Source organism: Enterobacter cloacae complex sp. P1B (assembly GCF_014982345.1).
Taxonomy (GTDB): domain Bacteria; phylum Pseudomonadota; class Gammaproteobacteria; order Enterobacterales; family Enterobacteriaceae; genus Enterobacter; species Enterobacter bugandensis.
Genome location: NZ_JADCLF010000023.1, coordinates 41,823 through 59,038, shown reverse-complemented (window position 1 = coordinate 59,038; position 17,216 = coordinate 41,823). Strand labels below are relative to the sequence as shown.

15 protein-coding genes are annotated in these 17,216 nt (G+C 46.5%); all 15 read right to left on the bottom strand.

Features of this window, described 5'->3' with window-relative positions:
- A partial coding sequence (locus INF77_RS22740; RefSeq protein WP_193543109.1) for an O-antigen polymerase occupies positions 1-1,144 on the bottom strand: 1,144 nt, incomplete at its 3' end.
- A gap of 1 nt (position 1,145) precedes the next feature.
- A complete protein-coding gene (locus INF77_RS22735; RefSeq protein ID WP_028013777.1) occupies positions 1,146-2,120 on the bottom strand; it encodes a glycosyltransferase family 2 protein in 975 nt (324 codons plus the stop codon).
- Positions 2,107-3,366 carry an O45 family O-antigen flippase gene (gene wzx, locus INF77_RS22730; RefSeq protein WP_028013778.1) on the bottom strand — a complete coding sequence of 420 codons (1,260 nt, stop codon included), beginning with the start codon at positions 3,364-3,366 and terminating at the stop codon, positions 2,107-2,109. The genes INF77_RS22735 and wzx overlap by 14 nt, the downstream gene beginning before the upstream one ends.
- A complete protein-coding gene (locus INF77_RS22725) occupies positions 3,359-4,177 on the bottom strand; it encodes an NAD(P)-dependent oxidoreductase (RefSeq protein ID WP_028013779.1) in 819 nt (272 codons plus the stop codon). Before INF77_RS22725 ends, wzx begins: the two co-directional genes overlap by 8 nt.
- Entirely contained in the window at positions 4,174-4,713 is a 540-nt protein-coding gene (rfbC, locus tag INF77_RS22720) for a dTDP-4-dehydrorhamnose 3,5-epimerase (protein WP_028013780.1), read from the bottom strand. Before rfbC ends, INF77_RS22725 begins: the two co-directional genes overlap by 4 nt.
- 81 nt (positions 4,714-4,794) lie before the next feature.
- Positions 4,795-6,681: a nucleoside-diphosphate sugar epimerase/dehydratase gene (locus tag INF77_RS22715; protein WP_028013781.1), complete on the bottom strand. Its 1,887-nt coding sequence runs from the start codon at positions 6,679-6,681 to the stop codon at positions 4,795-4,797.
- 38 nt (positions 6,682-6,719) lie between these two features.
- Entirely contained in the window at positions 6,720-7,280 is a 561-nt protein-coding gene (locus INF77_RS22710) for a sugar O-acyltransferase (protein ID WP_063849690.1), read from the bottom strand.
- Positions 7,281-8,315 (bottom strand): glycosyltransferase family 4 protein, encoded by a 1,035-nt coding sequence (locus INF77_RS22705; protein WP_193066419.1) that lies wholly within the window; start codon positions 8,313-8,315, stop codon positions 7,281-7,283. It lies immediately after the preceding gene.
- Positions 8,315-9,259, bottom strand: a complete 945-nt coding sequence (locus tag INF77_RS22700) for an NAD-dependent epimerase/dehydratase family protein (protein WP_047367926.1) — start codon at positions 9,257-9,259, stop codon at positions 8,315-8,317. Before INF77_RS22700 ends, INF77_RS22705 begins: the two co-directional genes overlap by 1 nt.
- Positions 9,260-9,310: 51 nt before the next feature.
- Complete coding sequence (gene rfbB, locus INF77_RS22695) at positions 9,311-10,393, bottom strand: dTDP-glucose 4,6-dehydratase (protein WP_047367927.1); 1,083 nt, start codon at positions 10,391-10,393, stop codon at positions 9,311-9,313.
- A 352-nt stretch (positions 10,394-10,745) separates the two neighbouring features.
- Positions 10,746-11,642 (bottom strand): GalU regulator GalF, encoded by an 897-nt coding sequence (gene galF / locus INF77_RS22690; protein WP_048957548.1) that lies wholly within the window; start codon positions 11,640-11,642, stop codon positions 10,746-10,748.
- Between the two features lie 176 nt (positions 11,643-11,818).
- A complete protein-coding gene (gene wcaM, locus INF77_RS22685; protein WP_150144372.1) occupies positions 11,819-13,210 on the bottom strand; it encodes a colanic acid biosynthesis protein WcaM in 1,392 nt (463 codons plus the stop codon).
- A 12-nt stretch (positions 13,211-13,222) separates the two neighbouring features.
- Entirely contained in the window at positions 13,223-14,443 is a 1,221-nt protein-coding gene (gene wcaL, locus INF77_RS22680; protein ID WP_048959499.1) for a colanic acid biosynthesis glycosyltransferase WcaL, read from the bottom strand.
- Positions 14,440-15,720, bottom strand: coding sequence for a colanic acid biosynthesis pyruvyl transferase WcaK (gene wcaK / locus INF77_RS22675; RefSeq protein ID WP_150144375.1), 1,281 nt, complete (start codon positions 15,718-15,720; stop codon positions 14,440-14,442). The genes wcaL and wcaK overlap by 4 nt, the downstream gene beginning before the upstream one ends.
- A gap of 17 nt (positions 15,721-15,737) precedes the next feature.
- Positions 15,738-17,216 carry a colanic acid undecaprenyl disphosphate flippase WzxC gene (gene wzxC, locus INF77_RS22670; protein WP_193030512.1) on the bottom strand — a complete coding sequence of 493 codons (1,479 nt, stop codon included), beginning with the start codon at positions 17,214-17,216 and terminating at the stop codon, positions 15,738-15,740.

Genomic DNA, 17,216 nt, shown 5'->3' with positions numbered 1-17,216 from the left:
CATTAGGATGACTCCCTGTAAATATTTTAATTCTCACAAGAACAAGAGTTACAATGAAAAGTAAGAAATATGTCTGAATAAAAAATAAATTATAAAAACCACTAAATATTGCGCACTGCATTGCAATCGCATAAGGAAATAAACTAAAACGATATGACTTTAGCAAATTCTTATAGGCAATACTGAAAAGCAGAAGTAAACATGTAACCACAATTAGGGAGCCCGCGATGCCAAGATCGGGCATTAGCTTTTCAAACATTGTTGAAACGTTGGCATTATCATCTACTAACGCCATGGTATCGTGGAATCCTAAATCACTATAAATGAGATTTCGGATAACACTGGGGAAAAGATCCTGGAAGCTTGTAAAATCGTATACCGGCACTATATCCGCAAAGTTATAGGCGAGATTTGCAAGACCCGCAGTAACGTAGACATAAAACCATGTAAATCCTGAAGGCAGATTCGACAAAAATTGGCCTTGTGGTGACAACAAATATTGATACGGATTTTCTGCGCCCCTGATATCTCCTACTGCTCCAAAAAGTAGAACTATTGTCACAACTGACAATACAGTATAAACAAACATCTTTTTCGTGAATTTTTTATAAATAAAGAATAAAAAGAATATTTCTACGAGACCAGACATCAGAATACCACGTCTGAAGACCAGCATTTCCCAGATGCTCATTAACAGAATTACCAGAAGTATACTTTTCCGTTTTGATAAAAGAAAATGATAATATAGTGACGGAAAAACAAAAAGGAATAGCATATTTACTATCCCATGATATGTTGGTATGCCGAACTCGGTATAGTTATAGCCACCCCTAAATTGCATAATCATTGGGATCCCACCAGCAACAACCACATCAGGTATTATTGCAAAGCACCAAATGATGAGCCATATTTTAGTCGCCCGCCAGGATGGCATAATATCTTTAAGACGAACATGATTAATACTGCCAGGAGTGATAAAAGGAAGTGAAAAAATCAACCCCAGAACAACATTGATTGACAAAAACACCATCATCTCACTTGAGAGAGGGCTAATATTAGTCGTCAATCCAAGCGAATATAAGAAAATTGTAAACAGCCAAATTGAAGCATATACAAACCCTGGGGACAATAAAAAAATACTCATCCTACATCCTCAGCTGTCGAAGTCTTCCACCTTCAATATATGAAAGTGCCAATACGACCTTATATACAAAATCGGGTATTTTAATCGTTTTTGAATCTAATTTATCACACAAGCAGAGCAGAATTTTTCGTGTCGTTGTTATTGGAAGAATATGTATAGCCTTTATGAGCAGTTTACTAAGGAGTTTTGTATCTTCCAACATCACTTCGTAAGATGAAAAGAGACTGTCCTTCACGCATTCCGGGTGTTTTTCTTTCAATACAGGGAAAGATTTTGATGCATATACAACCATTCTTTCCGAAGCTCTGCGCAAAGTTGGGGTATCACTGTCTTCTGCTCTTGCATCGGGTAAAAAATAAAAGTCATACTTTGCTTTTGAAACTCGGATGCCAAGTTCCTCATCTTCACAGCCGTAATGATAGAAAGTTTCATCAAAACCGCCAATTGTGTCAATTATATCTCGCGTCAGGATAATGCCGTCACTTGCGAAGAAACGAGTGCTTATAATTCCTTCAGGCATGTTACGCGCCCCCAAATAACGACTGTCAAAATAGCGGAGGTAATTGCTGGTGTTGAGTCTGGCGGGGTCGATTCGTATGTTAATTCTGGCTGCTGTATAGCTCTTGTCATGGAAAAAAGAAACGATCTTTTTTAATGCGTTAGGTTCAAGCAGGTTGTCGATATCAATAAACATTATCAACGAATTTGTCGCGAGAGAAATACCCACGTTACGGGAAATTGCCCTGCCAGAATTTATTTGGTTCCTGTGGAATAAAAAATTTATCTTATCTTTAAACGCTTCCGCATACGAGCCTGCGATTTCTGCAAGTGAAATCGGACTACAATCGTCAATAAGAATTAATTCGACAAGGTTGTTTGGATAATCAATATTCAGTATAGCATCCATGAAGCGCTTAACTTTCGATGGTTCACAGTAAGCAGGGACCACTATTGAAATCTTATCATTGTACTGCACTAATGCACCTCGTAGAATAAATTATGTTAAAGGCGTAGACTACTGCTAAACCGATGACGATGTTACTCACCCCCATATAATGGAAAATGGCAGGAACAATAGCCACTACCAGGCAGAAGGCTATCAGCCACTTAATAGCTAATTTTTTTAACTGCTTCATTCTAATTAGAACCATACTGAGCAACTGATCTATAGCTAAAATTGGTGTTAACCAGACAAATGTTTTTAAATAACTATATGCGTAAACGAGTTTTGCACCATAAAGGACGTGAATAATCATGTCAGCAAGAACTGTTGTAAACAGTGCGCCAGCACAGGTTACTGAAAGCGTAGCGAAAATACAGAACGGCAATTTTCTTTTTATTGTTGTGATATCAATAAATTTAAATATAAAAATTGGTGCGATTGCCTGAACAAACAGAATACATATTGCATACCAGTTATCTACTAACTGAAGTGCTGCTGCATAGTTCGAATACGTTTCTCCAGAAATTTTCCCTTCGAGATATACTCGATCAAATTTCATGGTGACCTGCTGCATAATCAAACAAAACCATACGGCGACACCAATCTTAAAATACGAGAAAATCTCAGAATCAACCTTCACGAATTTAAACCCTGTAGCTTTTCTGAAAGTATAAAAGATAAAGCCACAAGGTAAAAGTGATTCAATAACCCATGCCACCCAAAGATAATTTATTGGTAATTGATTCCTTACACCAATATAAATGACAATGAGTTTAATTATTGCAGCGAACATCAGCACGAGGCAAGGTAACTTGAGACGAGCCTGGCTTTGGTACCATGTTAAACCTACAATAAAAGTTTCTCGTAATGCAACAGATATGGCCAAACCAATAATGAACTGTCTGGACAGCCCACTGGCAGCAAAGATTCCCCATGCCACCATGCACAATGCAACGAAAACTCCTGCCGCTAGACGCAATAAAATCACGTTGCTCATAGTGGAGTTTATTTTTGATGGTGCATCCAGCAATTTAGGAATAACCACCTCAGCCCCACAGATCCATGTGCCTGTCATGAATATAGCCAGAATAACGAGAGAATATTGCCAGCTACTGAAATCACCAAAATTATAATGATTTATCAATAATCTGTTAATAATAATAATGATAACGAGTTGAGTTATTCTCTCGAGGCTGAGATAAAAAAAGTTCACAAAGACTTTTCTTTTATCTTCATCCGCCACAATTTTTTTAATGGCTGATAAGAAAAAATTAGACATCTGTCATATTCTTTTTAAAGTTATCGATCATTATTTCTATATCAGACAATACATTTTTATAGACATGGCCGAACTCATTTATAGTTCTGGTATTATCCGTAGGAGGGAAATACTCTCCTTTGAAACCTTCATGCCATTTGATCGTACAGCCCGTTTTACTCGCAATTAAATCTGCAATATCAGATGCTTTGGTATTTACACCAGAAGCAATGTTATAGATGTGATGTTCATTCTTACGGCTAATGAGGTAAATCATTTCTGCAACATCCGTAACTGAAACATAATCTTTTGCATATTCAGGCGCAACATACATATCAATATGTTTATTCGAAATTGCATTTCTAATTATGCTTGGCAGGAATAACTTACTTTTTAATGCCAAACCGTAAACGTTACTAGGTCTGACAATAATCGTATCTCGGCCACTTTTAAGACATAACTCTTCACTTACCAGTTTAGTAAGGTTAAAAAGTCTTCGGTTATCGCTACTGCATACCGTAAGATTATCATTTTCCGACGCGCTATCTTGTTCCATATATACGCGCGTTGATGAAATATAAATTAATTTCGAGAATTCAGCGCGTTCCAAAATTGCTGCCAGCAACTCGGTGTTTGATTTATATACATCAAATGGTGTGTTTGCACAATCACCATTGCCAGCAGCATAGATGACAATGCCCAGATCTCTATCAAAAAGAGTCTCATCATCGCGTGGCGGGACTTCAACTTTTTCGCCCTTAGCCAGAAGGTTTTCCACGATTTCACTACCAATGAAACCACGTCCACCGATCACTGTATAATGTGCTTTCATAACGTTTTCTTGTACTCAGCGAGTGTAATTAATTTGATGTCTTTTTCAGAGAGGAGTGGTGATGTTATCGGCCAGTCAATGGCAATATCTGGATCATTCCAGATAATCCCACCTTCATCCTTTGGATCGTAAAAATCAGTACACTTATAGTGGAAATCGGCATAATCGCTTAATACGCAGAATCCATGGGCAAAACCAGGAGGAACGTACAACTGGTTATTCTTCTCGCCTGAAAGAAGTACACCAACATATTGGCCAAACGTATCAGAATCCTGGCGAAGATCCACTGCAACATCATAAACTTCACCGCTGATTACGCTAACTAATTTACCCTGAGGCTTCGTTTTCTGGAAATGCAGTCCACGTAGAACATTTCGACTCGAACGTGAGCGATTATCCTGTACAAAAGTACCTTTAATTCCTGCATCTTCATATTTTTCTTTATGCCAGGCTTCAAGAAAAAAACCGCGAGAATCACCAAAAACCTTAGGCTCAATGATCACACAATCTTTTAAAGGTGTTTGAATTACGTTCATTATAAATCCTTCGGTGGGAAAGAATCTCTTTCCCATCTACTTTGTGAGTTAATTTCAGATTTTGGTACTGACTTAAGATACTTAACTGTTTTTTTCTTTCCAGAGTAAGTCACAGATGTCATCAGTAGGATTAAATGCAGTAGGTGCATTTAGCAATATTTTGCGCACCCGTTCATAATCAAAGTTGCGACATGAGATATCCAATTCTGCAAGAATATTTTTCATTTCACTCCACGGAAGCATGACTTCATTAGCCGTTTTAATTCGTGGATGCTGTGTTATAGAGACGTTATCGCCTATTAACAGCTCTTCATAAAGCTTCTCACCAGGCCGCAGTCCCGTCGTTTTGATAGCAATATCACCATAAGGATTTTTATCATCGCGGACGGAAAGTCCCTGCAAGGCAATCATGCGGTGGGCGAGATCAATAATTTTAACCGGGTCTCCCATATCCAGCACAAAAACATCTCCCCCACTACCCATTGCTCCAGCCTGGATCACAAGCTGCGCTGCTTCAGGAATGGTCATGAAATAACGGGTGATATCAGGGTGCGTTAATGTTACCGGACCACCAGCAGCGATTTGTTTTTCAAATAGGGGCACAACCGAACCGGACGAACCTAACACATTCCCGAACCGGACCATGCTGAAGCAGGTTTTACTCGATTCTGATGCCAGGGCCTGCAGAATCAGCTCCGCCATACGCTTTGTCGCACCCATTGTGTTTGTTGGCCGCACAGCTTTATCTGTAGAGATAAGAACAAAACTTTCGACGCCACAATTTTCGGCAGCTTGAGCGCAGCACAAAGTTCCAAAGATATTGTTACGGACACCGTCAATAACATTGAATTCAACTAGCGGAACATGCTTATAGGCTGCCGCATGGTATATAGTCTCAACGTTAAATGCCTTGATTAGCCTTTCAAGATGTTCCATATCCTGAACGTTACCTAAAATTGGGTAAATCTTAGTATTCAAGGATTGTGTCAGAATTAAATTTCTTAGCTCAGAATCGATAGAATAAAGTGAGTATTCTGATAACTCGAAAAGAATTAGTTGTGAAGGTTTATTTTTGATTATTTGTCGGCATAGTTCAGAACCAATAGACCCTCCTGCGCCAGTGACCATGACCGTTTTATCAAGAATATTCTTTGAGACTAATTCAGGGATCGGTGAAACAGGGTCGCGACCTAACAGATCGGTAATCACTACTTTACGTAAAGCATCGATTCTCGCTTTTCCTTCAACCAAGTCAACCATTCCCGGAATCGAAAGCACCTCACAAGGTAGTCCTTCGAGGGTAGAAATCACCTCATTTTTTCTCGCACGGCTGGCACTTGGCATCGCCAGCAGAATTTTCTTAGCCTCATACTTCTCGATTAGCCATGCCAATTTTTCTGGCGAAAACACACTTACACCATGGATCACCTGCCCCTGTAATGAGCGATTGTCGTCAACAAACGCAACGGGATAGTATTCATCCATCTGACTCAACGCGGGAAGTAACTGTCGTCCTGAAGCTCCGGCCCCATATATGATGACGCGGGTTCCCAATTTTAAGCCACGATTAACTAGCATTCTCATTCCAAGGCGCGAGCCCGCCACAAGCAATACCCCGAACGAGAAATAAATAAAGGGGATGGTTCTTGGAAGATAGAGGTTTGTGTAAAAAGCGGCAATAATCAGGAGTAACGACGAAATTAGCATTCCAAGAGAAACAACAAGCAGTATTTTCGCGGTTATGTAACGTATTACAGCTCTATAAAGTCCAAGTTTTACAAAGATGGCAAGAGTAATTACTATTATTGATGTGAGCAGTAACCAGTGGGATACGCTAGTTAACGGTGTCATAGAATCAATACGAACCCAAAATGCAAACCAAAATGCACACGTTAACAAAACAACATCAATGGAGAGTGTAATAATCCGTTTTATTGGTCTTGGCAAAGAAATTAAATAAGTTAGCATACTAAAAACTAGTCGCCTCGTTAAAGCTTGCTATTAATTTATAAAATAGTACCGGGAGGGCATATGGCATGCTCATCCACTGTTGCACTATATCCACCCACTGTTCCCGCTTGCAGAAAAGCCGATCTCCCAATATTCGCACCACCGGCAAGATGCACGCCAACCCCTAAGTGGGCAAAATCACCAAGAGTCGAATCATGATCCACCGTCGAATGACTATTAACTATCGTACCTGCTCCTAAGGTTGAGTTTGCGCCAATAACTGCACCAGCTAAAACTACGCTCCCGCTCCCCAAGGTAGCGGACGGACTCACAAATGCAAAGGGGTGTACCAGCGTTGTAGGAGTAATACTTAAACTTTGAAGCTGATGGTGGAATACTTCTCTTAGCTTATTATTGCCAATGCCTATAGCAATATGTTTGGCAGTGTCCGCATAGAGATTAAGATCTGATGTTTTCCCAATAACATGAATCTCTGAAGTATTTAAGCACGATTCATTATCATCGAGGAATACAATATTTTCATATCCCAAAAGTCTAGCAGTTTCGTACAGCGTACGTCCATGCCCTCCAGCTCCTATAATGATCAGATCATTCATTTATGCATTCTCTTTGTCTTTGACTCCAGCCCCACATTTGAAAGCGATAAATATCAATGGTAGCCACGCGATGATGATGCCAACAATTCCATCAATTTTTGCAGAAATGATTAAGTATGCAATTGGGAACAACCACACAATATTTATTGCAATCGCCGCCAATGTTACCGGAACATGGCTCTTATATTTGCGGGCAAGAATTTGATAGCAATGGCTTGCATGTGCTTCATAAACTTTTTTACCAGCCAGTAATCTTCTAAGCAAGGTAGTAGTTGCATCCACAATAAAAATACCAAGCAGACAAAGTTCAGCGAACAAGACATGTGAATCTAGCTTTGCAAAATAAAGAATCATCAGGCCAATAGTAATACCTAAAAAACCACTTCCAGCATCCCCCATGAAGATCCTTGCCACAGGGAAGTTCCACACAATGAATCCTGCGGCAGCCCCAGCGAGAGCCAGTGCAATCATCGTCATCGCATCAGGAGAACCAGGGTTTTGGCTAAGCGTTATTATAACGACACTGCACAGAGAAAAAGTAATGGCTTGAGAGCTTGCAAGACCATTAATGCCATCCATAAAGTTATATAGATTCAACATCCACACAAGATAGACGCTTCCTATGATTATTCCAAACCATGACAAAGATACGACATAGCCAAATATATCAATATCCGGAAACGTTCCTAAGAAATAGAGACCTATTGCTGCTGCTAAGAAATGCATCAGCAAACGCCAGCGCGCAGCAATGTGTCCATGATCATCGAGAAAACCGATAACCGCAATCAATAAGCCCGGCACGAAGAAGCCTAAAAATGTCTCATAAGAGATATGTTTTGTCAGTACCAACCATAGTAATGCAGCTAATAATGTTAATACTATAGCAACCCCTCCACCGCGCGGCGTCGGCACACTATGTGAGCTTCTTTGGTTTGGCTGATCAATCACATTATTCTTGATGGCGTACAACCTTAAACCCCAGGTCATCGCGCATGAGATAAAGAATGCAAAAACGACAATCCCCAGATACAACATTATTTTTTACCTTCAATAAAATTCTTCGCTGTTTTTACCATCGTTTCCTGCAACGTAACGGGTGGAGTCCATTGAAGCTGTTCCCTTGATTTCGTTGAGTCGACTTCCAGATCGCCATACAGTTGGTCATATATACTTTTTTTCCTCATTGCTGAAAGAAAAATTTTAAGTAATGCCCGAGGGAAATAAACAATCCGCGCTGTCATGCCCATCCCGGTAGAAAATGCCGTAATCATTTCTTCAGTTGAAGGATGCTCCTGGTCAGCCAAAAGATAAAGTTCATTTTTTGACTTTTCATTTGTTGTACATTCGCTTATAAAGCTCACAACATTGTCCAGTGAAACAAGGGCGCGCTTATTTTTTACTGACTTAAAAGGCAGAGGCAGGTTTTTAGACACTAACTTTAATAAGCGTTGAATATTACCCGGAGCATTTGGACCACAGATTAAAGCCGGACGAACGATTGTTATTGCCATATTACTACCTGAAAATGCCTTGAGAAGGCTTTCCTCGGCTTCCAGCTTGGAAATAGCATAATCTGACGTTGGTCTGGCAGGTGTCGATTCACTGAAAGGGATTCCCGATGTGGAATTACCATTTACTCCAATTGAACTGACGAAGATGAAATGTTTTACGCCACAGTTTGCAGCGTCATTAGCTAATTTCATTGTCGCATCATGGTTGACACGACGAAATTCTGTCAGCGCATCTTCAGCATCATCTTTAAGGATATGAGCTCTTCCTGCGGTATGAATGACAGTATCACAACCTTGTAAAAGCGTAGTCCAATTCGTTTGAGCCGAAATATCGCCAAGATTATACATTCCCTGTTCAATATTTTCTTCTCGACGCGTAGTGAAAATTACCTGGTGACCTGCTGATCTTAACGTTTTGACTAAAGCAGTACCGAGAAATCCAGTTCCCCCAGTCACTAAAATTTTCATTGTCGTCCCCTATCAGCTAATTAACCATATAAATATCGAGGCGGACAGCCCTTAACGATTTTGATAATTTTGTACAATCCAGGTCTTATAATTCCCGCTTTTAACGTTTTCTACCCATGTCGTGTTTGCCAAATACCATTCAACTGTTTTACGAATCCCACTTTCAAATGTTTCCGCAGGCTTCCAGCCAAGCTCAAGTCCAATTTTCTCAGCATCAATCGCATAGCGGCGGTCATGGCCCGGACGGTCAGCAACATAGGTAATCTGATCGCGATACGACCCCTCTTTAGGCACAATCTCATCCAGCAGATCGCAAATCGTATGCACCACATCCAGGTTTTGCTTTTCGTTATGTCCACCAATGTTGTACGTCTCCCCCGGTTTCCCTTGGGTGACCACGGTATAAAGTGCACGCGCATGGTCTTCAACATAGAGCCAGTCGCGGATTTGATCGCCCTTGCCGTAAATAGGCAGCGCTTTGCCGTCCAATGCATTCAGGATAACCAACGGAATCAGTTTTTCCGGGAAATGGTAAGGGCCATAGTTATTTGAACAGTTGGTGACGATGGTCGGGAAACCGTAGGTACGCATCCAGGCACGAACGAGATGATCGCTCGAGGCTTTGGACGCTGAATACGGACTGCTGGGCGCATACGCGGTAGTTTCAGTAAAGAGTGGCAGCTCAGTTGATGCAGGATGCTCATCAGGATGCGGCAAATCTCCATACACTTCGTCGGTAGAGATGTGATGGAAACGAAACGCTTTCTTCGCCTGCTCATCAAGCGTGGACCAGTACGCACGGGCGGCTTCCAGAAGCACATAAGTGCCGACGATATTGGTTTCGATAAACGCTGCCGGGCCCGTAATAGAACGGTCAACGTGGCTTTCAGCAGCCAGATGCATTACCGCATCAGGCTTATGCTTTGCAAAGATGCGATCCATGGCGTCTTTGTCGCAAATATCGGCATGCTCAAAGGCATATCGGTTGCTATCACTAACTTCTGTTAGCGACTCCAGATTTCCGGCATAGGTGAGCTTATCTACATTGACGACATCGTCCTGTGTATTTTTAATAATATGTCGCACAACCGCTGAGCCGATAAAACCAGCCCCGCCCGTCACAAGAATTTTCACGTTATCTGTTCCGTCTAGTGTATATGTCTGGATACTGGGGTTCTGAAACCTGAGTGTTTAATAATGGTTTCAGAAATTGAGCACGCTACCGCCCCTGGCTTAACAGCTACCAGTGCACTGAGCGATGTTTGATTAATGATTTTGCTTGTCTGGTTACAGACAAAAACAGGCGTTAATTGTCGTCCTAAACGACCAGAGAAACAAGCACAAATCGCTACAAAGCTGCTGAGATTTGAATCAGATAACCCTATGTAATCATTAAAATTAATAACAAAAAACGGCAGTTATCATTTTGGTTATGTCTCAACACCAAAAATGATAACTGCCGTTTGTTCTGGACGCGGAAGGAATATCAGTCGTTAGCCAACAGCTTCTCAATCCGGTTTCTGAACTTCGCCCCTTCCTTCAGGTTGCGCAGCCCATAGTTCACAAACGCCTGCATGTATCCCAGCTTCTTACCGCAGTCGTAGCTGTCACCTGTCATCAGCATCGCGTCAACGGACTGTTTTTTCGCCAGTGCTGCAATTGCATCGGTCAACTGGATACGATCCCAGGCGCCTGGCTCAGTTTTTTCCAGCTCCGCCCAGATATCGGCATTCAGGACATAACGGCCAACCGCCATCAGATCCGAATCCAGCGTCTGCGGCTGATCGGGTTTTTCGATGAACTCAACGATGCGGCTCACCTGCCCTTCCGTCTCCAGCGCTTCTTTTGTCTGGATAACGGAGTACTCGGAGAGATCGCCCTTCATGCGTTTCGCCAGCACCTGGCTACGGCCGGTTTCATTGAAACGCGCCACCATTGCCGCCAGGTTGTAACGCAGCGGATCGGCTGAAGCGGTATCGATGATGATGTCCGGAAGAACAACGATGAATGGGTTATCACCCACTACCGGGCGGGCACACAAAATCGAGTGACCCAGACCCAGCGGCTGTGCCTGACGCACGTTCATAATGGTTACGCCTGGCGGACAGATAGACTGCACTTCTGCCAGCAGCTGGCGTTTGACGCGCTGCTCAAGCAGCGCTTCGAGTTCGTAAGAGGTGTCGAAATGGTTCTCAACCGCGTTCTTGGACGAATGGGTAACCAGGACGATTTCTTTGATCCCTGCAGCAACAATCTCGTCGACGATGTATTGAATCATCGGTTTGTCGACGATCGGCAGCATCTCTTTAGGAATGGCTTTAGTGGCGGGCAGCATATGCATGCCCAGGCCTGCTACCGGAATGACTGCTTTCAAATTAATCATTATTTCTTCCACCTTAAAATGGTTGACGAATTATAGCTCTTAAACCTGTTTTCGCCAGCATGATTTGCCGTAATCCTCTGACAATGTTACGCCTTAGCCCCACAAATTTCTGTAGTTGTAATCTGAATAGATCACACTTCTGTGCCAGGAATAGTCTCAAAAAAGAAAGTTGTCGATTATCTGTGCGGAAGCGCAAAATTCAGCCTTTCCACATTCACTACCTGCTGATCCACCCGGTCAATATCCACCGAACTCTGCCCCTTCTCATTCACCGCTTTGATGTTCGCCAGCGACAGCAAGGTTTCGTCTTTGGCCATAAATTTACCCCGCACATCTTTACGCAGGTCGAAGTTGATCTTCAGCGCGGGGCCAATAGCTGCCTCCTGCATCACGTTGATATTACGTAAGAAAAGATGCTGCGGCTTATTGTGCAGCTCAAGCGTCGCCCGCTTCATCTCCACGTTGGTGATCGCTACAAAGGAGGTCGCATTACCGGATGAAATTTGAATTCCGCGCAGCTTATACGCTAGCTGGCGATTATCCAGATGGATATTGTTAAGCTTGAAGTTCTGCGGGATGGACAAATAATCGCCTTTAATAACGCCATAGCCGATTAACATTCCGGCACTGTTGACCATGTCGACATTATCAATAATGAAATTATCACAGCCATAAATGGCGACCGTTGCGTTGTCTATACCCGCCTTTTTACTGAAATCGGGGGTAATATTTTTGGCCTTTATATTGCGGATAACAAAGTGTTTCCCGTTCTCAACGTGCACCAGCTGGCGACAGTTGCTGCCGGTGATATTTGCCACCACGAAGTTCTTCACGGTTTGCTTTTCCGGGTAGTCGTTATCGTAGGTGCTGCCGGCGAGGCCGATGCCGATGCCCCAGTTGATCTTGCCGTTGGTGCAGTTGATGTTATCGATCACATGATCGGAGATCAGAATATTGCGGTCATTGATGGCAACGTTCCACTCGATCGCATCGCCCTGCAGATGACTGAATTTGCTGTTGGTGATCCGGGCGCCATCAACCTGATTGTGAAAGCCCTGGCGCAGGATGGCGTAGTTGGCCTGGCTCACGCTGATGTTATCAATCACCAGATTGCGCATCACGCGCGGTTTCTTGCCGCCAATGTAAATCTGCGTCACCGGCCCAAATCCGCTCATTGCCAGCCCTTTGATCGCGCAGTCCGAGCCGCGAATGTCGAGCGTGATGTTCTCCGTGCGCCCGCTGCCTTCACCGATCACTTTGCAGCCTTCCTGCAGCACAAAACGCCCACGTCCGTTGCCGGTCAACGCTCCGCGGATCAGCAGCGTTTTACCGTCGGGAATGAAAATGCCCGTATTGATGTTTTCGCAGGTAAGTCCGGCCGGGACAACGACGGTGTCACCGTCCTTAAACGCCTGCTTAAAAGCGGCGATCCAGTCGTTGCTATTGTACTGATTAATGGAGACCGTCTTTCCGCTTGCCGCCCTCGCCATGCGGGACGACAGCAGCGGCGAGGCCGCCAGAACGGACAGAGAAGAGACAAAGGTGCGTCGGGTAATCTTTTTCAGCATACAACCTCGGCGTTACAGCGTTTGCAGCAGGCTCGCTAACTGGCGATTGATTACCTGCTGGTTAAAATCGGTTTCAACTTTTTGTCGGGCATTCTGGAGCACAGGCTCCAGCGCCTGCTGGTCGATGTCGCTGAAGGCAGCCAATCGATCCGCAAGAGCCATCGCGTTATTCTCCGGCACCAGCCAGCCGGAATGATCAGATTTGATCAGCTCCGGGATCCCGCTGTGCAGCGTCGATACCACCGGGATCCCAACGGCCATCGCCTCCATCAGCGCAACCGGAATGCCTTCCATATCGCCATCGGCGCCCGTTACCGAAGGCAGCAGGAACACGTCCGCCTCATCGAGCATGGCTTTAACCTCGTGGCTCGGCTTGAAGCCCGGCATCTCCACGACATCATCCAGCTGATACTGTTCGATAAGCGTGCGCAGACGACGTTCCCACGGGCCAATGCCGAGAATGCGATAGTGGAACGCCACCCCGCGCGCCTTCAGCTGTCGGCAGGCTTCGATGGCCACGTGCAGACCTTTCTTCTCGGTCAAACGGGCTACGGAGATGATCTGCAGCGGTTTTCCCGGCACCTTAACCGGGCGGCGAGTGAAGCGCGTTAAATCCACGCCCATACGCGACACGGCAATTTTCTCCCCCGGACAGCCCATGCTTTTCAGTCGTCCGGCCCACAGGTCGCTGATGGGCAGCATCATGTCGCCGCGGCGGAAAAGCTCCTGATACTCCGGCGTGTAGTGGTTCAGCACCTCGCGGCTGGAAATGTCGATACCGTGGAAGATAGTCGCAATTTTGCCATCAATTACGCCAAGCTCACGCAGTTTCGCGGCGGTGACCCCCGCCGGGCCAAAGTGGGCGATAAACACGTCGGCACGATACGGCTGCGCCGTTTGCCCGCAGATGGCCGACAGAATTAAATTGCGAGATTCCGATCCATAGCGGGAAACGTTCAGCGCGCGCCACGTCGACGCGCGGTGGATCCCGCGTAACGTCTGGCTGGCCCGGTAGCGCAGCTTGCTCAGCTTCCCGGCCGGTTCGTCCTGCAGCCAGCGGGTCTTGGCCTCCAGCCCATACTGGGCATACGCCGCATGGGTATTTTTGGTGTCGCCCTTTTGCAGGGCGACGATCTCGACGTCATATCCCATATCGATAAACGCGGTAATTTGGTTCAGTACAAAGGTCTCAGACGACAGCGGAAATTTCAGTAAGAAGAAACCAACCTTCATTTCCCCTCCCGCACACGGTCAAGTACCGACTTCACCATGTCTATGCCCTTCTCGCGCTCGGCTTTCACCGCCACCGCCAGGCGTTCATTGATCGCGGGCAGTTGACCCAGGGTGTCCCCCACCATTGCACCGAGCGATCCGTCCAGCAGATGACGAATATCCACGGCCATTTCCGGCATACCAAGCTGCTGCATAATCCCGGCGGACTTGTGCTCATAGTTAATGGCGATGGCCGGCGTGCCAAAGTTCATGGAGATAATTGCCGAGTGCAGACGGGTGCCCACGGTCAGGTCGCAGGCTGCAAGCAGTTTGCCCATCTCCAGGTCGTTCAGCTCATCCATCACCACGTGGTAGCGGGACGGGTCGTTCACCAGGTTGCGCAGGTTCAGCGCCACCATGCGGTCATCTTTGTTGTAGCTGTCGATGCCGGTACAGGTTGAGAGCGCCAGCACCTGATAACCGCTGTCCAGCACGCGGTTCACCACGTCGGCGAACGCTTTCTCATAGGCTGCCTGGGTGGTGCCAAGACGCTTATCGAACGGGGCGAGTTCACGCAGGGTAATCGCAACGGTTTTCTGTTTCGCCGTCACGTCGAGCCAGTGCTGCACCGCGTAACTCGGCTGGAAGTCATCGTCCTGGTGATCCACCAGCCAGGCGGTATCCACGCCGTGTTCTACTTTAGAGGTGTCAATTTCGCTACGCTTCATCATGTCGAGGCTGACCGATTCGCGCAGGATCAGCGCGTCGCAGTGGCCAAACACATAATTTGCGAGCTGGTTGAACTGCGGATCCTGGAACGGCCCGACGCTGTGGCCGATCATAAACAGCGGCTTTTTCGCCATGAACGTGCACAGCGCATGCTCAAACTGCGGCACGCCGTAGAGATCGACGAAGAACGAGCCGCCGACCTGAATAATGGCGTCATAGCCGGAAAGCAGACGCACGAAATCGGTAAAGCCCTGCGCGATCGCGATGTTGCGCAGCCTGCCGGTGTCGGTGACGCGGGAAAGCAGCACCTGATGCTGGTAGCGACGGCGCAGCACTTTCTTCACGCGCCCCATCACGCCCGCGGCGTTATTGTGCTGTTTCATCTGGCTGTAAAGCGGGTCGCCCATCACCGGGCGGTTCAGTAACCAGGATGAGCTGACCGGATAACGGCTCATCACGTCCACTTCAGTCTCAGGCTTAAGGGTGTTAATTGCATCCAGTAAACCGCGCAGGATGGCGCTGTCGCCACGGTTGCCGCAGGTATGGTTGCCAAGAATTAATAATTTCATAATGGCCTCTTAAAGAACTAGCCTGCGCGAAGCAGCGTTTTCATTTTTTCGTTACGGCAAAACTGGCGCTTCATCTCTACCACCAGCGCGTTGCGCGACAGCACAATCATCACGCCAAACGCCAGCGCGCCTGCGGCAACCTGCACCGCCAGCAGCGCGGCCAGCGGCAGATGCCCGCTGAGGATAATGCCCAGACCGTAGCTCACCGCCAGGGTCGGCAATGAGAGATAGAACGGCAGCCACAGGCTCAGGATGTACTGACGGTAGCTGGAGCCCAGCACCGGTTTGATCATGATGAAGTAGCTCAGAACGGTATTGACGATCTGCACCAGCAGGAAGCCCAGCGTGACGCCGATGGCGCCCGCCATATGCCCGCCGACGATAATCGCCGGAATAAACAGGAAAGTTTTGAACACGTTGAACTTAAAGCTGATATCCACGCGCGCCTTCGCCATCAGCAGAGAACCAATCGGATTGCCCACGGAGCGCAGCAGCCCCACCACGCACAGCAACTGCAGGATCGGGATAATGCCGTTCCACTTCTCGCCAAACACCAGCGGCACGAAGTTACTGGAAACCACCATCAGCCCCAGCAGCACCGGGAAGTTGATAATCCCCACCACGGAAAGCAGCTTGTAAAAGTTGACGCGCAGCTTCTCGGTGTCGTCCTGAATCTTGGCGAACGCTGGGAACAGCACGCGAGTGATAATGGGGTTCAGCTTCATAGGAGGAACAACCGCAACGTTATAGGCCAGGTTGTAGCCCCCCGCCACGCTCGCGCCCAGGATGCGCGCCAGCACCAGCGTCGAGAGGTTGGTATTCACATAGTTAATAATGCTGTCCGCCGTCAGCCACGCGCCAAAGCGCAGGTTGGACGAGACGGACGCGAGAGAGAAATGCAGCCCCGGACGATAAATCTTGCGGCCAAAGTAGCCGAACAGCAGCGTACGCACGGCAGAGTTAACCAGGTAACCGAGGATGGCGGTCATCGCCAGCGGCCAGAAATGGGCGCTCACCACGGTAAAGGTAAAGCCCGCCAGCACCGCGCTGGTCTCGATCATGCCGATCTTGTTGAACTCCAGCTCTTTCTGCATCAGCGCGCGGAACTGCTGCCCGTGCGGGATCACCACAAAGGCAAACGACAGCGTGCGCATCAGCGGGGCGAGATCCGGGTTGTGCAGCACGCTGGCAATCACGTCGCTCAGCAGGAACACCAGCACAAACACGAAAATGCCCAGCCCGACGTTCAGCCAGTAGAGCGTGGTCAGCTCGAGATGGCTGATCTCTTTGCGCTGGATAATCGAGTTGGCGATACCAAAGTCAGACAGCGTGTCGGCCAGCGCGATAATCACCAGCGAGACGGTCAGCAGGCCGAACTGGTGGTTATCGATAATGCGCGCCAGCACCGTCATCTGCACCAGGCCGAGACCAATGATGACGATGGTCGCCATCGCTGACCACTTGGCGCCGCTGATGGTTTTTTCACGTAAGCTCAT

What these genes read in the sequence shown, in the direction of transcription:
- wcaM (WP_150144372.1), bottom strand. Translation starts at nt 13,210, where the DNA reads ATGCTGAAAAAGATTACCCGACGCACCTTTGTCTCTTCTCTGTCCGTT.
- INF77_RS22710 (WP_063849690.1), bottom strand. Translation starts at nt 7,280, where the DNA reads ATGAATGATCTGATCATTATAGGAGCTGGAGGGCATGGACGTACGCTG.
- INF77_RS22715 (WP_028013781.1), bottom strand. Translation starts at nt 6,681, where the DNA reads ATGCTAACTTATTTAATTTCTTTGCCAAGACCAATAAAACGGATTATT.
- wzxC (WP_193030512.1), bottom strand. Translation starts at nt 17,216, where the DNA reads ATGAGCTTACGTGAAAAAACCATCAGCGGCGCCAAGTGGTCAGCGATG.
- wcaK (WP_150144375.1), bottom strand. Translation starts at nt 15,720, where the DNA reads ATGAAATTATTAATTCTTGGCAACCATACCTGCGGCAACCGTGGCGAC.
- INF77_RS22705 (WP_193066419.1), bottom strand. Translation starts at nt 8,315, where the DNA reads ATGTTGTATCTGGGGATTGTCGTTTTTGCATTCTTTATCTCATGCGCG.
- INF77_RS22700 (WP_047367926.1), bottom strand. Translation starts at nt 9,259, where the DNA reads ATGAAAATTTTAGTGACTGGGGGAACTGGATTTCTCGGTACTGCTTTA.
- galF (WP_048957548.1), bottom strand. Translation starts at nt 11,642, where the DNA reads ATGATTAATTTGAAAGCAGTCATTCCGGTAGCAGGCCTGGGCATGCAT.
- rfbC (WP_028013780.1), bottom strand. Translation starts at nt 4,713, where the DNA reads ATGAACGTAATTCAAACACCTTTAAAAGATTGTGTGATCATTGAGCCT.
- wcaL (WP_048959499.1), bottom strand. Translation starts at nt 14,443, where the DNA reads ATGAAGGTTGGTTTCTTCTTACTGAAATTTCCGCTGTCGTCTGAGACC.
- INF77_RS22725 (WP_028013779.1), bottom strand. Translation starts at nt 4,177, where the DNA reads ATGAAAGCACATTATACAGTGATCGGTGGACGTGGTTTCATTGGTAGT.
- wzx (WP_028013778.1), bottom strand. Translation starts at nt 3,366, where the DNA reads ATGTCTAATTTTTTCTTATCAGCCATTAAAAAAATTGTGGCGGATGAA.